The following is a 14,948-nucleotide window of genomic DNA, read 5'->3' as shown; positions in this document are numbered from 1 at the left end:
AAAAAGATGATTGGTTTGAGAGCGATTTTTGGGATACGTCAAGAAGCTACGACCCCCATTATTTTCCTAAAAGTGTCTGCAGCAGATGTAAGAAGCGTCGCAGAAAAAGACATAGCTTCTCATTTTAGTGTTTGACGCTGCACCTGCTTTTTGTTTTCCCGGCTGAAAAGCCGGTTTTTTTGTTACATGTCGTTCTTTTCTTTCATATGGATAGGCTCATGAAACAGGTGCAGCTCATAAGATATGGCAACCTGAAAAAAAGGATGAGATACAAAATGAATAATATGAATAACCAAACCAACCATTACCATCAAGGAAATCCCTATCACACGTTTGAAAATGTGTATACAGCCAATCATGAGCATATGATTGCACCAAACATGCATGACCATATGAATATGCCAAATCATTATCATACCGGTAAAAAAGATGCTTATAGCGGACACCATCCGCATCATCATTCAGCCTATTCCCCTTTTACGAAGCAGTATGAACCCTATTCAAACGTACAAATGAACGATCACCATCACTTCGGTCACTACGGCGGTTATGGTATGGCTCCCTACCATCCAAACGGCTATCATGATATGCATATAATGATGCCTGCAAATCATCATATGACAGGAAATGCTTACGGAATGAACCAACCAAATGCATTCCTACCCCGTTATTACTAAAAAACAAGCAAAATAAGGGTATAAAATACCATTTAATGACATATAGGAATATGGTAACCTTATAGGTAAATAATGGATGTAATCATCTATTATTTACCTATAATCAACCAAGGGGGAAGGAAGAAATGAAGAAAACATGGACAATGATTATGATGGGGATGCTTACATTGGTCATGGCACTCTCAGTACCGCTAGCCGCATCAGCTGAAGGGGCTAAAACAGAGGAAAGCAAAGCTTCAACGAATGCAAGGCCAGCTGCCCTTTATGCAAAAATCACAGGAGCAAGTAAACAAGAATGGTCTTTTTCTGACATTGACCTGACTTACCGTCCAAATTCTGTTCTAAGTATTGGTGCAGTTGAATTTACTTTACCAGCAGGTTTTCAAGCCACAACAAAGGATATTATCAATGGAAAAGCTTTAAAAGACAGTTACATTTTGAACAATGGAAAAACTGTCCGCATTCCAGCTCGTTTCGATTTATTCGGAAGTTCCCAATATACATTACAACTTTCTCATAAAGTACTTCCTGCTGCAGGTACATATACGTTCCGCGCAGAAAATCGTGCGATCAGCATCGGTTCCACATTTTATGCAGAGGATACGATTGATATTAATAAACGGCCAGTTGTCGTCACACCGCCAAATCCTTGCGGATGCTAAACAAAAAAGCGCTCTTAGAGCGCTTTTTCTCATTTATCACATGTCTTGCCGCTGTGCTTACTGCATTTTATATAATTGTTACACCATATCTCATGATGGTCTGTCATCATTTAGTTGGCAAATCCATATATGGCGTTTTTTATTGTTATTTTTGCTCTTTTAGTTTTTTAAAAATCACAAATTGATATACGCCAAATAGTAAGGTTAGGATCATAATTGCGGTAAATAGTTGATCGACTGGAAGCAAAAAATATACGACAAAAAAAGATAAAAGCAAAACAAAGTAACCTATATTGAACGCTTTTTTAAATGTCATCATATTCCCTCCTTTTTACAATCATATCACGCTTCACCTAATCGTATAACCAAATAACAAAAACCCCTATCCATTTGAGGAAAGGGGTTATCCTTACAACATGACAGCGGATGTTTATCTTCACATCACAACAACACGAAACAGACTATCGGATTGAAAAATTAATTGGTGGGCAAACCGATTCACCCACCATCTCAAACCTAGCTACATCACCCGCTTAAACATCTTCTCCATTTCATATGTGGAATGATGAATCATAATCGGCCTGCCATGCGGACATGTAAATGGGTCTTGTGTTTGCCGGAGTTCATCTAATAAGGCTTTGATTTCATCGTGACGCAAATGACGATTTGCTTTAATCGAGCCTTTACAGCTCATCATGATCGCCGCTTCTTCTCTCAGTTTCTTGATATCCACACGCTTTTCATCAAGTACTTGCTGAATGATTTCTTCGATGAGTTCAGCCTCTTCTCCTTTAGGAAACCATTGCGGATGCGATCGAACGATATAGCTGCCTGATCCGAATGGCTCTAAGAAGACCCCTACTTTTGCTAAAATATCGATATGCTCTTCAATAATCAACATATCATTTTTTGAGTAGTGAAAGGTTAATGGAACAAGCATTTCTTGCACTTCCTGTTCAATATCTCCTACCTTTTCACGAAAGTACTCATACTTGATTCGCTCTTGGGCAGCGTGCTGATCGATGATATAAAGACCGCGTTCATTTTGAGCCAAAATATACGTTCCGTGCATTTGTCCAATCGGATACATCACAGGGACACGTTCACTTTCAGCCTGATGCTGGGCTTCACTCTCTTCCAGTATCCCTTCGTCATGTTGTTCATGCGAAACTGCAGATTCCTCTACATATACATGGTCAAACGTTTCTTCAGACGATGCTGGTAAAGTCGCTTCCGTACTTTCCGGTTCACGCACCCCGTATGTGTCGTTCTGACTGGTCTCGTATACAGCCGATTCGAGCGAGTCCGGCTCATAGGAAACAGGTGTTTCCATTCGGCTATTCATTGTTTGTTTAGAATCAAAAGATAAGGACTGCTGCTCATTTTTCACTGCTGGCATTGGTGCTTTTTTTGGCACTGTAGCACTTGGAATGAGCTGCTGCTTTTGAAAGACGTCCTTAATCCCTTGTTTGATCAATTCATGAAGTTCCTGCTCTTTACTTAGTCTTACTTCAAGTTTAGAAGGATGTACGTTCACATCGACTAAAATTGGGTCCATCTTCATCTCAATAAATGTAATCGGATGGCGTCCGATCGGGAGCAGTGTATGGTATCCTTCATGAACGGCTTTCACCAGTGGGAAATGCTTGACATATCTACCGTTGACAACAGAAGACATATAATTACGTGATGCCCTTGTCACTTCTGGTAAGGAAATATAGCCTTTTACTTCAAAATCAAGTGATTGTACATGTAGTGGCAGCATTTTTTTGGCCACTGCCGTTCCATAAATGGCCGCAAGCACATGCCGCACATCTCCGTTTCCATTTGTTTGAAGCAGCACTTTTCCTTGATGTCGCAAACGAATCGACACTTCTGGATGAGCAAGTGCAATTCGGTTCACAACATCAGAAATGTTGCCAAGCTCCGTATGAACAGTTTTCATGTATTTTAGACGGGCTGGCGTATTATAAAATAAATTGGTGACCACAATTTCCGTGCCGCGACGGCCAGAGGTTTTTTTCTCCGAAATGATCTTCCCGCCTTGGAGAGCTAAGTGTGTTCCAGCACCTTCACCGGTACTTGTCTTCATTTCTAAGTGAGAGACGGAGGCAATACTTGGCAGCGCCTCCCCCCTGAAACCGAGCGTCCTGACACGAAACAGATCATTTTCATCTTTGATTTTACTCGTCGCATGACGCTGAAAGGCGAGCTTACAATCTTCAGCATCGATTCCCACCCCATTATCAATAATTCTAATAGAAGAAAGTCCTGCTTCTTCTACATCGATTTCAATGACAGTACTACTAGCATCGATTGCATTTTCCACGAGCTCCTTCACAACAGAAGCCGGACGTTCGACCACTTCACCAGCTGCAATTTTATTTGATAGGTCATCGGATAACTGAATAATCTTTGCCATTTCTTGCTCACCTCACCTTACATTATAATTTCTTTTGCAATTCATATAGCTTTGTCATCGCTTCAAGCGGTGTCATATCCATTAAATTAAATGACTTCAATTCTTCGATCACTGCTTGATCTTTGTTTTTCAGCACAGGTTTTGTTTGCGGTTTTTCTTCCACTTCAAAGAAAGAAAGCTGCTGTTTTTCCTCAGCCATTTCTTTTTTCGGAGCTTTAGAGACGCGCGGAATCACTTCATGTGATCCGCTCTCAAGCTCTGTTAAGATGGTCTGGGCTCGATCAATGATCGCATCAGGCAGTTCAGCAAGCTGCGCTACATGGATGCCGTAGCTTTTATCCGCTGCTCCTTCTTTGATTTGATGTAAGAAAACAACTGTCCCTTCATGTTCTTCTGCTCGTACGTGGACATTTTTCAGTTCGCTTAATTGGGATTCCAGTACCGTCAGTTCATGATAATGGGTAGAGAAAAGCGTTTTGGCTCCAATATGATCATGCACAAATTCAATGATAGCCTGTGCAAGAGCCATTCCATCATAAGTGCTTGTCCCGCGTCCAATTTCATCAAATAAAATCAAGCTGTTCTTTGTCGCATGCACCATCGCATTTTTTGCTTCGAGCATCTCTACCATAAAAGTACTTTGACCAGAAATCAAATCATCTGCCGCCCCAATACGTGTAAAGATTTGATCAAAAATTGGAAGGGTTGCCTTTGATGCTGGCACAAAACAGCCAATTTGCGCAAGAATCGAGATCAATGCCATTTGCCTCATATATGTGCTTTTCCCTGACATATTCGGACCAGTAATGAGCAAGGTTTGTCTCCCTTTGCCCATTTGGCAGTCATTCGGCACATACTCTTGATGATCCATCACTTTTTCAACAACAGGATGACGACCATCAATGACTTCCACTTCATCTGATGAAAATTCAGGGCGGACATAACGCCGCTTTTCACTCACAGTCGCAAAGCATTGCAGCGCATCAAGCTCACTCATTTGTTTTGCGAGCAACTGTAATCTAGGAATATAGGCTTTTACTTGTTCCCGAAGCGCAGAAAATAGTTCATATTCCAATTCACTAATATTTGATTCCGCCTCAAGAATAAGGGCTTCTTTTTCTTTCAATTCAGGTGTAATATACCGCTCTGCATTGGCAAGGGTTTGTTTTCTTTCATAACGGCCTTCTTCTAATAAATGCGTATTTGCACGGGTCACTTCGATATAGTAGCCAAACACTTTATTAAAGCCGACTTTCAACGATCGAATGCCTGTATATTCTCTTTCTTGCTGTTCAAGACGAGCGATCCAATCTTTTCCGTTTCGGCTCGCATCACGATATTCATCTAATTTTGCATTGTAGCCGTCTTTAATCAAATTGCCTTCTTTTAACGTCATCGGCGGATTCTCATAAAGAGCATCTTCTAATAAATCCAGTAAATCACCGCATGGGTCAATGTTATTTGCTCTAGATTTCGCCATATCCTCTGGGAGAGAATGGATAAGCTCTTTAATAGCCGGCACTTGCTTGAGAGATTCTTTCAATTGAATAAGATCACGGGCATTCACATTTCCAAATGCCACACGGCCCGCTAGACGTTCAAGATCATACACTTGCTTTAAACGTTCTCGCAGATCCTCTCGTTCAAAGAAATGTTCCATCAGAATTTGCACCATTTCCTGGCGTTCTTTGATTTGTGAAAGGCGGATGAGCGGACGATCAATCCATTGCTTCAGCAATCTTCCGCCCATTGCCGTTTTTGTTTCATCTAAGAGCCATAATAAAGAACCCTTCTTGCTTTTTGAACGGATGGTTTCTGTTAATTCAAGGTTTCTTTTTGAGTAAAGATCAATTTTCATCGTTTGTTCAAGCTCAAATACTTGAACTTGCTGAAGATGATCAAGACTCCTTTTTTGCGTTCTTCTTAAGTATGCATAGAGTGTTAAAAATGCTATTTTCAGATGCTCGTCAAGATGAGAAACGAGTCGTTCAGCTTCATCTATTAATTCATCGCTATCTTCGTATGAGATGGTCGCTTGGCAGCGTTCCTTCAGGGTTTTCACCGTTTCTTCATCGAGCTTCTTTGATACCACAATCTCTTTTGCACCGACAGAATAAATTTCAGACACAACTTCATCTAACCGTTCAATGAAAGCCGCCATGTTTTCACCTGTTGATAAATCGGAAAGCGCAAGACCGTAGCCATTTTGAAAGCTGGAAACAGACGCGATAAAGTTATTTTCGTTTTCATTCAGTCCTTTGCCATCCATGACCGTACCTGGTGTAATCAGTTGAACGACCTCTCTTTTGACCACACCTTTTGCCGTTTTAGGGTCTTCCACCTGCTCACAAATGGCGACTTTATAGCCTTTTTCTATCAGTTGTTCTATGTATGCAGACGCAGAATGATATGGAACTCCACACATTGGAATCGTGCCGCCATCCCTGCTTGTTAACGTAATTTCTAATTCTTGTGCTGCTTCTTTTGCATCATCAAAAAACATTTCATAAAAATCGCCTAAGCGAAAAAATAAAAAGGCATCTTGGTAATCTGCCTTGATCTTTAAATATTGCTGTATCATGGGCGTATAACTTGCCATATTTCTAATCCCTCACTATATTACTTTCGAATTCATACCATCTTTCATTATAGCATAAAAATTCACCTTTTTTCCCTAGATCAAGGCACAAAAAAACTAGGGGGATATGCGCCCTAGTCATCAATTACTCTTCTGGATCACCCGCGAGGAATTCTGGATGAATATCTTCTAATTCCTCATCCACTTCTTCTTCCCACTCGTGATCATCTTTTTCTTTCCAGCTTGAATTGACTTCTACAACAATTTTGGTTTCCCCTACTACTTCAGCAATGAATTCACGCTCTGCTTGAACGACAATTTTATTGCCATTTGGAGAAATGGTGACTTCTAAGCAATTGGGCTGCTGTAAGACTTTCGCAATCACTTCGTGCTCATCATCAAGGAAGTTTTTATCTTTATATCTCAGTTTGATGATATCTACGTATTTTACACGTTCTGTGACCACTTCGGTTTTCGTGTTGTCTGCGTAAGAATACCACACGTTAATATCAAATGTACCTTCAATCTCAACTGTTTTACCGACCTTTTCAGCATCATACTTATGATTAATGATCCAACCGCCTAGGATGCTGGTTGGTTTTTGCGATGGAGAAATGGTGTGTGTGCTTTGGGTAAATTTCCTCCCTTTTGCAACCACCGCTTTTGTAATAATTTCTCTGTATTCAGACATTCCGGCATGCCTCCTTGTTCTTGATCGTTTTATCTTATGCTGGGCATTCGTCTAGTGTGTCACGATTTTGAGTCTCATGTTCAATTAAATTCATTTCTGTTTCAGTGTATGCATGGTCGCCCATAAACTTGCCTTGAAAATTGGAAAAGTTGGAGAGTGAGAGATTGGGGTTGATGGAAGCTGAAGGAGAAAGAAGGTATGCAATTCTTACATCAGAAAACAAAAAACCCCGCATCTGCGGGGTTTTCTCATTTAATGGAGCAACTTGGGGATGAGTTTTTCACTTTTGAACCGGTTTCTCCTAATAAGAGGTCACCGCCGGTTGAAAGAATGATTTCATCCGTTACTTGATTAGAAATTGTGTGCGCTACAAGCTGAAGCAGGGAATTAACCTCTGTTTGTGATTCTTTGAATTCTTGAATCACTGGGATCTCATCCAGTTCTTCTTGCAGGGCATCAATTTTTTCTTCCACTTGTTTTAAGGCTTCATGTTTGCCATAATGCTTTAAATTCACAGCTTGCTTTTGAAGCGCCTTAATTTGATTAATGATCGCTGCAATTTTTGTATTTTCATTGATTTGCGCTTCTGCTTTTTTGAAGAAATCAACTTCTTCTGTTTCAGAAATCATTTTTGCGAGCTCTCTTGCGCGCTCGACAATCTCTTTCTTTGAATAAAGCGTCATTTTAATTCACCTCGATAGCTTCTCCAACCATTTCTCCGTCAAGAGACCAAGTTTTGGCTTGTGTGATTTTCACTTTGACGATGTTGCCAATCGCTTCTTTTGGTGCTTTAAAATTCACAAGCTTGCTTTTACTTGTATATCCGGCTAGGATCTCAGGGTTGTTTTTACTTTCACCCTCTACTAATACTTCGACAGTCTGCCCTTCATATTCCTTCATTTTTTTCGCAGAAATTTCATTTACGAGTGCATTCAGGCGCTGCAGACGTTCTTTTTTTACACGCATTGGCACGTTGTCTTTCATATTGGCTGCTGGTGTTCCTTCTCTTGGAGAGTAAATGAACGTATAAGCCGCATCAAACTCAACCTCACGATAGAGGGAAAGCGTCTCTTCAAACTGCTCATCTGTTTCATTTGGGAACCCAACGATAATGTCCGTTGTTAATGAAGCATTTGGCATTGCCTCTTTGATTTTACGCACTAAGTCAAGGTAACGTTCACGGTCGTATTTTCTTGCCATGAGTTTCAGCACAGAAGAACTTCCTGATTGAACCGGCAAATGAATATGGTCGAGAAGGTTTCCGCCTTTGGCAAGCACTTCAATTAAGTGATCATCAAAGTCACGCGGGTGGCTTGTTGTAAAACGGATACGTGGAATATCGATTTTACGCAGCTCATCCATTAGGTGACCAAGACCATATTCCATGTCCTCAAAATCTTTTCCATACGCATTCACGTTTTGACCAAGAAGGGTAATTTCTTTATATCCTTCTGCTGCTAAGCGTCTGACCTCTTGAATAATTTCATCCGGACGGCGGCTTCTTTCCTTACCGCGCGTGTAAGGGACGATACAGTATGTACAGAATTTATCACAGCCGTACATAATATTCACCCAGCCCTTAATTTTTCCTTGGCGGGCTCTCGGAAGATTTTCAATCACATCGCCTTCTTTAGACCAAACCTCAATGACCATTTCTTTTGAAAGGTAGCATTCAGATAATAGCTCTGGCAGGCGGTGAATGTTGTGGGTACCGAAAATCAAGTCAACAAATGGGTGTTTCTTTAAAATACGGTTAACAACAGATTCTTCTTGCGACATGCATCCGCAGACGCCTAAGATTAAATCTGGCTTTTCACGCTTTAATGCTTTTAAATGACCAAGCTCTCCAAACACTTTGTTTTCTGCATTCTCACGAATGGCACAAGTGTTTAATAAGATGACATTCGCATCTTCAGTCGAATTTGTTGGTTCATAACCAAGCGCCATAAAAATACCAGCCATCACTTCTGTGTCATGCTCATTCATTTGACAGCCATATGTGCGAATATAAAACTTGCGGCCGTTCCCTAATCCTTGAAACCGCTCGTCAATTTGAAATTGATTGTATTCGACTTCTTCTTTACCCCGTTTTTTTGCATCTTTTAAGGAAGGCGGAATGTACACAGCTTCAAAATATTGGCTGTAGTCCTTCTCGGATTTTTTGTCCGATGAACTTACTTGTCCGCTCGCTTTTCTCTGCTCTTCATTCATGAATTTGTACTCCTTTCAAACCAAGCTCCACCCTACAGTATAGACTATTTTGTCGTGAATTGAAAATAAATTCATATGTGTTTTTTCTATGAAAAATGTCTATTCATCTGGACAGTCATCAATACTCTTGATCAAAAGAAAAGAGAGCCTCAGCTCTCTCAATCAAGTATATTCAGTTTTTTTGCTTCTTCTTCGATGATTGTCAGTGCACGGTCAAGCTCTTCTTTTGTGTGCTCTGCTGTGATGATGGCTCTAATTCTCGCTTTTCCTTTCGCTACAGTTGGGAAAGCAATGCCTTGAGCGAAAACGCCGCGCTCGATTAATGCTTTTGAAAAACGGAAAGTGAGTGCCTCGTCTCCAATCATCATCGGAATAATAGGCGTTTCTGTTGGTGCCACCTCAAATCCAAGACCGATGACTTTTTCTTTAAAATAGGCCGCGTTCTCCCAAAGTGTTGCAATGCGCCCCGGTTCGTCTAACAGCACTTCAATGGCTTCTTCACAGGCTCTTGTGACAGCCGGCGGATGTGAGGTGCTGAATAAAAACGGTCTTGCTTTATGCTTTAAATAGTCGATTAAAACGGCAGAACCGGCGACGTAACCGCCTAGCACACCAACTGCCTTACTAAGTGTGCCAACCTGAATATGCACTCTGCCGTCAAGTTGAAAATGATTCACTGTTCCGCGCCCATTTTCACCAAGTACTCCAGACGCATGGGCATCGTCTACCATCACAAAGGCATCATATGCTTCTGCAAGTCTTACAATCTCAGGAAGCGGTGCAATATCTCCATCCATTGAGAACACACCATCTGTCACGATAAGACGGACGCGGTAATTCATCGATTTCTTTAAAATTTTCTCAAGCTCTTCCATATTAGAATGAGCATATACTTTTTTATCTGCCTTTGTTAAGCGAATCCCATCGATGATTGAGGCATGGTTCAGCTCATCTGAAATGACAATATCATCTTTTGTGAGAATACTGGATAAGACCCCTTGGTTGGTCGTAAAGCCTGATTGGAATACGAGGGCTGCCTCTGTCTTTTTAAAAGCTGCGAGCTTTTTTTCAAGCCGTTCATGCATTGTCATCGTTCCAGCAATGGTTCGTACAGATCCTGTTCCAGCACCGAATTCATCAATCGCCTCTTTTGCCGCTTTCATCAGCCTTGGATGTGAGGTGAGACCTAAGTAGTTATTTGAAGAGAGTTGTATGACGGATTGTTCATTTAATGTCACCGTGGAAGATTGTTTGGAATCGATTTCTTTCAGTGTTTGATGGGTGCCTTGCTGCTTCATTGTGTCCAATTCATCTTGTAAATACGTAAATTCTTTCATCATTTCGTCCCCCTTTGATATGATGGCATGATCAGTACGACCTTCCCGCACGTACCATTTCTCATGAGTTCAAATCCCTTTTCAAAATCTTCAAATGGCAGCGTATGGGTGACAACCGGCTGTACATCAATGGTATTCGTTCTTAAAAGTTCGGATACTTGACGCCACGTCTCAAACATTTTTCTTCCCGTGATCCCTTGCACGGTTAATCCCCTAAAAACAATTTGATTCGTAATGTCAATGGTTACTGGCCGCTCTGGCAAACTTAGTATATTCACTTTCCCTCCATTTGCACAAGCTTCGAGTGCTTGATTAATTGCAACGGGATGTCCTGACATCTCACACATCACGTCTGCCCCTTCCATCCGCGTGAGCTGCTTAATCATGGCAACAGGATCATCTTTTCCGATATCCACGATATGATCTGCACCCATTTTACGGGCAAGATCCAGTCTGTATTCATTTTTATCAACAGCGAACACTTGGACAGCCCCGGAGGCTTTTGCAACCGCAATCGCCATTAAACCAATGGGACCACAGCCAAAAATCGCCACTGACTTTCCTGAAACAGGTGTATGCAGAACTGTATGAACAGCATTTCCAAGCGGTTCTTGAATAGATGCAAGTTCCACTGGCATTTGAGCTGGATTATGCCACACATTTTGTTCTGGTACTTTGACATATTCAGCAAAACAGCCATCAATGTCTACCCCTAAAATTTTCGTATCGCTGCACAAATGCTGCTGACCTGTTAAACACATATAACACTGATTACAGACAATATGCGTCTCAGCCGATACAAAATCCCCTACTTTTGCTCGTGAGACTTGGTTCCCCGTTTTGACAACTTCCCCTGTGAATTCATGACCAAAAATGTACGGTGCTTGGACTCTCCCCTTCGCCCAATCATCCCAATTATAAATATGCACATCCGTTCCGCATATCGATGTAGCCTTTACCTGGATGAGCACTTCATGATCACTTATTTCTGGAATCGGCATTTCCATCATCGTCGCTCCGTAAGCGCTTTCTTTTTTAACAATCGCTTTCATCGTTCCACACATGACGTACAACCCCTTTGTTAAAAAACTTCTCCCAATCCGATCTTATCATGTCTTATTTTAGACGTAAATACCACTGTCTTTCAGGAAAAGACAAATGAACACTCCACATATTTTTTTAGATATTTTTCTAAAAAAAAAAGAACAAATCTCCTTTTATTCGGAGATTTGCTTTTAAGTTGTCAGCGTTTTTTTGAAACGGCTACATATAAAGCCGGCACAATCAGTAGTGTCAGAATCGTTGAGAAAAAGACACCTGATACGATGCAGATCGCTAGCGGCTTAAAGAGTGGGTCATTACTTAAAGCAACGGGCATAAGAGCGACAAGTGCTGTAAATGCTGTCAGCAAAATAGGTCTAATCCTTGCCCTCCCCGCTTCAATCACAGCTGCCTGTTGATCGAGACCTTGCTTGCGCCTCTGTTCAATAAATTCAAACAAAACGACCGCATTTCGGACAACAATACCTGCCAATGAGACAATCCCCATTGTGGCCATAAAGCTAAATGGCGTTTGAGTGACAAATAGTCCAATAATGGCTCCGGATATCGCTAAGTAAACCGTTCCAAGAACTAAAAGCGGCAGCATGAGTGAATTGAACTGGAAAGCGATGGTCACATAAATGAGCAGCAGGACTACCCCAAATAAGAGACTAATTTCAATAAAGAATTGGGTTTGATCTTCATTTTCTCCGCCCTGAGAAATGGTCAAATTCTTCGTTGCATCGCTTTTCCCAACTTCATTTATGACTTCTGTCATATCGTCTTTAAACGTATCTGATGTACCAGGATATGCCTTTAGCGTGATCGTCGGCATCCCGTTTTCATGCGGAATGCTTTCATACTGCTCTGTTTCTTTTTCCTTTACATATCGGCTAAGCGGCTCAAGTTGAGGCATTCCCCCCTCATTTGTACTCACAGGCACCTTGATGTCTTTTAACTTCAGTCCGTTTTGATGTGTGGTCATGTCTTGTTTCACTACGAGGTCGATGTCATCTGTTCCTTGTTTAAAGGTGCCTAATGGAATTCCTTCTGTGACAAGACCAAGCTGTCTGCTGACAAACTGAGCAGTGAGCCCGTCCTCTGCCATTCGGTCACGATTCAATTCAAATGAGATGGTTTTCACCGGTTGATTGACATCGTCTGTGATCAGACTTGCTCCGCTTTCTTTCATTTCTTTTGTGAGCTTCTCTTTCACATCCACGAGCTTTGAAAATTGTTCTCCTGCAATGGTTACGGTCACAGGCGCCCCAATTGGCGGTCCTTGAACAATGGTTTTCATAAAGATATCAGCATCTTTAAATTTCTTTCGCAATGGCTCTGTCATACGATCGATCAATGCTTTGCTTGTCATCTGTTCATTGTCTACTCTGACAACAACCTGACCCGTATGATCACTTGCGTTTGAGATACTTTCATTAAACAAGTTCGGCACACCGCCGCCTGCAAAAATGGCCGTCTCTTCAATGCCTTTTTGCTGTTTGATCTCTTGTTCTATTTTCTCTAATGTGTCATTCGTTTTATCTAAGGTTGTTTCACTTGGCAGTGTCACAGTGACAACCACCTCTTTCTTATTCGCCGCAGGGAAAAACTCAAATGGTGTGGCGAAAATAAGCAAAAAGGCAAGTGTGGCAACGAGCAAACCACTTAATCCAATGAGAAGTGGTCGCTTCACGATGTTTGTCAGTACTCGATCTGCATAAAAATCGGCTAACCTTTTTAATGGTTTGCCTAAAAAGCCCGGTTCTTTTTGAATCTTCTTGTTCTTTCTTTTTCGGTTTGCTGTATATTGGTACACTGGCACAAGTGTCAATGAAATGACCATTGACGCAAGTACAGTTGTGACTAGAACAGACGGTAACGCTCGAATAAATGAACCGTTCGCACCAGAAAGGAAAACAAGCGGCAAGAAGGCAAAGACAACAGCTAGTGTTGACGTCAAAATGGATCCAGCCACTTCTTTTACACCTGCAATTGTTCCTTTAAGCGGACTTTCGTATTTTTTCATCTGCCTCAAAATATTATCGTTGACGACAATGGCGTCATCTACAAGTATCCCTAGCGCAATGATAAAGCCAATAATTGAAATTTGATTAAGGTCCACTTGTAAAAACGGCAGCGGGATGGTTCCGATCGTTATGGATAGCGGAATCGCAAGTGAAACGATAAACGCACCACCAATAGTTAGACCAAGTGTGGTGACGACAATGACGGCGATGACGGCCACGATCGCTTCTTTGATTAAATCGTTAAAAATGGCATCTACTTCACTTTTTTGTGAATAGTAGTCTATCCAATCCACACCATTTGGCAGCTCTTTCTCTTTTTCAATGACCGCACTGACTTTGTCATACATTTTAGGAATATCCAGTCCTGGCTTAATATTGACTGTAAATGAATAGGCTGGCTTTCCGTTATATGAAACGATATCACTTTTCTCTTTTTCTACTTCTTTTAAACGACCAAGCTCACCGATTGTAACAGGCTCTCGGCTCGTTTTTGAGAAAATCTCAATCTTTTTCATTTGATCTAAACGATCATAGGCATCAATGGACAGCTTGACCTTTTCTCCATCTGCCTGGACGTCACCTAGAGGGGATGTGTCAAATTCTTGATTGATGGCATTTGTGACATCGGTCACTTTTAACCCGTTATCCTCCAGTTTACTTGAATCCAAGTTCAATATTGCTTGTTTGTCATTGAACCCTTTGATGACGACACCATCAACACCTTTGATGTCCTCCACTTTTTCTTTTAATGCACGCAGCGATTCCTGACTTTTTGCTAAATCAGATGAGTTACTTGCTACAATCATATAAGAACCAACTGGCACATTGCCAAACTCATCCTTTACATCTGGCTCCATCACACCATCTGGAAAAGAAGAGGCGGCATTTGTGGTTTCACTCTTGATTTGACTTGCCACCTTTTGAAAATCGGCTTGATCATCAATTTCAAGCACAATATTTGAGAAACCAATAGCAGAAACAGAGCTTGTCTTCTCTACACCATTGATATCAGAAATGGCCGACTCGAGCTTATTGGTGACATCACTTTCTACCTGTTTTGCATCAGCACCAGGGAAAACAGTCGAAATGGTTACAATATTTGCTTGAAACTCTGGCAGTTCTCGTTTAGGAAGCTGTGTAAACAAATAACCTCCAGCAATGAGAACGATAAAAAATAAAATAAAAACAAGCTTTCCTCTTTTTAAAAAAGCTTCGATCATTATTTCACCTACTTAAATATTTATTTTTGATGAAGTATTTTCAACTTAATCTTAATTTATCATCATGGTGAAAAAATGCAAG

General features: G+C 41.1%; 11 protein-coding genes. 2 read left to right on the top strand and 9 right to left on the bottom strand.

What is annotated here, in order from left to right:
• The first annotated feature begins 275 nt into the window (after positions 1 to 275).
• Both NSQ52_RS08590 and bslA read left to right on the top strand, forming a co-directional pair.
• Entirely contained in the window at positions 276 to 677 is a 402-nt protein-coding gene (locus NSQ52_RS08590) for a hypothetical protein (protein ID WP_342474055.1), read from the top strand.
• A gap of 125 nt (positions 678 to 802) precedes the next feature.
• Positions 803 to 1,339, top strand: a complete 537-nt coding sequence (gene bslA / locus NSQ52_RS08585) for a biofilm surface layer hydrophobin BslA (protein WP_024720390.1) — start codon at positions 803 to 805, stop codon at positions 1,337 to 1,339.
• Between the two features lie 145 nt (positions 1,340 to 1,484).
• On the opposite strand, the gene NSQ52_RS08580 is transcribed toward bslA, so the two are convergent.
• The 9 genes from NSQ52_RS08580 to NSQ52_RS08540 all read right to left on the bottom strand — a co-directional run bounded on the left by NSQ52_RS08580 (position 1,485) and on the right by NSQ52_RS08540 (position 14,866).
• Positions 1,485 to 1,655, bottom strand: coding sequence for a hypothetical protein (locus NSQ52_RS08580; protein WP_167493203.1), 171 nt, complete (start codon positions 1,653 to 1,655; stop codon positions 1,485 to 1,487).
• Between the two features lie 204 nt (positions 1,656 to 1,859).
• Entirely contained in the window at positions 1,860 to 3,761 is a 1,902-nt protein-coding gene (mutL, locus tag NSQ52_RS08575) for a DNA mismatch repair endonuclease MutL (protein ID WP_058337310.1), read from the bottom strand.
• 22 nt (positions 3,762 to 3,783) lie between these two features.
• Positions 3,784 to 6,360 carry a DNA mismatch repair protein MutS gene (gene mutS / locus NSQ52_RS08570; RefSeq protein WP_342474054.1) on the bottom strand — a complete coding sequence of 859 codons (2,577 nt, stop codon included), beginning with the start codon at positions 6,358 to 6,360 and terminating at the stop codon, positions 3,784 to 3,786.
• 124 nt (positions 6,361 to 6,484) lie between these two features.
• Positions 6,485 to 7,030, bottom strand: coding sequence for an outer spore coat protein CotE (cotE, locus tag NSQ52_RS08565; protein ID WP_007499466.1), 546 nt, complete (start codon positions 7,028 to 7,030; stop codon positions 6,485 to 6,487).
• 248 nt (positions 7,031 to 7,278) lie between these two features.
• Positions 7,279 to 7,713 (bottom strand): RicAFT regulatory complex protein RicA family protein, encoded by a 435-nt coding sequence (locus NSQ52_RS08560; RefSeq protein ID WP_008344661.1) that lies wholly within the window; start codon positions 7,711 to 7,713, stop codon positions 7,279 to 7,281.
• 1 nt (position 7,714) lies between these two features.
• Positions 7,715 to 9,241, bottom strand: coding sequence for a tRNA (N6-isopentenyl adenosine(37)-C2)-methylthiotransferase MiaB (miaB, locus tag NSQ52_RS08555; RefSeq protein WP_007499471.1), 1,527 nt, complete (start codon positions 9,239 to 9,241; stop codon positions 7,715 to 7,717).
• A 158-nt stretch (positions 9,242 to 9,399) separates the two neighbouring features.
• On the bottom strand, positions 9,400 to 10,578 hold the full coding sequence (locus tag NSQ52_RS08550; protein ID WP_335352735.1) for a glycine C-acetyltransferase: 1,179 nt from the start codon (positions 10,576 to 10,578) through the stop codon (positions 9,400 to 9,402).
• On the bottom strand, positions 10,578 to 11,642 hold the full coding sequence (tdh, locus tag NSQ52_RS08545) for an L-threonine 3-dehydrogenase (protein WP_041507262.1): 1,065 nt from the start codon (positions 11,640 to 11,642) through the stop codon (positions 10,578 to 10,580). Before tdh ends, NSQ52_RS08550 begins: the two co-directional genes overlap by 1 nt.
• Positions 11,643 to 11,821: 179 nt before the next feature.
• Positions 11,822 to 14,866, bottom strand: coding sequence for an efflux RND transporter permease subunit (locus tag NSQ52_RS08540; protein ID WP_342474053.1), 3,045 nt, complete (start codon positions 14,864 to 14,866; stop codon positions 11,822 to 11,824).
• Positions 14,867 to 14,948 lie beyond the last annotated feature (82 nt).

Origin of the sequence: Bacillus sp. FSL W8-1141 (genome assembly GCF_038593205.1) — a bacterium.
GTDB lineage: Bacteria > Bacillota > Bacilli > Bacillales > Bacillaceae > Bacillus > Bacillus altitudinis.
This window is presented reverse-complemented; position numbering and strand designations above follow the sequence as displayed.

What these genes read in the sequence shown, in the direction of transcription:
- NSQ52_RS08590 (WP_342474055.1), top strand. Translation starts at nt 276, where the DNA reads ATGAATAATATGAATAACCAAACCAACCATTACCATCAAGGAAATCCC.
- bslA (WP_024720390.1), top strand. Translation starts at nt 803, where the DNA reads ATGAAGAAAACATGGACAATGATTATGATGGGGATGCTTACATTGGTC.
- NSQ52_RS08580 (WP_167493203.1), bottom strand. Translation starts at nt 1,655, where the DNA reads ATGACATTTAAAAAAGCGTTCAATATAGGTTACTTTGTTTTGCTTTTA.
- mutL (WP_058337310.1), bottom strand. Translation starts at nt 3,761, where the DNA reads ATGGCAAAGATTATTCAGTTATCCGATGACCTATCAAATAAAATTGCA.
- mutS (WP_342474054.1), bottom strand. Translation starts at nt 6,360, where the DNA reads ATGGCAAGTTATACGCCCATGATACAGCAATATTTAAAGATCAAGGCA.
- cotE (WP_007499466.1), bottom strand. Translation starts at nt 7,030, where the DNA reads ATGTCTGAATACAGAGAAATTATTACAAAAGCGGTGGTTGCAAAAGGG.
- NSQ52_RS08560 (WP_008344661.1), bottom strand. Translation starts at nt 7,713, where the DNA reads ATGACGCTTTATTCAAAGAAAGAGATTGTCGAGCGCGCAAGAGAGCTC.
- miaB (WP_007499471.1), bottom strand. Translation starts at nt 9,241, where the DNA reads ATGAATGAAGAGCAGAGAAAAGCGAGCGGACAAGTAAGTTCATCGGAC.
- NSQ52_RS08550 (WP_335352735.1), bottom strand. Translation starts at nt 10,578, where the DNA reads ATGAAAGAATTTACGTATTTACAAGATGAATTGGACACAATGAAGCAG.
- tdh (WP_041507262.1), bottom strand. Translation starts at nt 11,642, where the DNA reads ATGTGTGGAACGATGAAAGCGATTGTTAAAAAAGAAAGCGCTTACGGA.
- NSQ52_RS08540 (WP_342474053.1), bottom strand. Translation starts at nt 14,866, where the DNA reads ATGATCGAAGCTTTTTTAAAAAGAGGAAAGCTTGTTTTTATTTTATTT.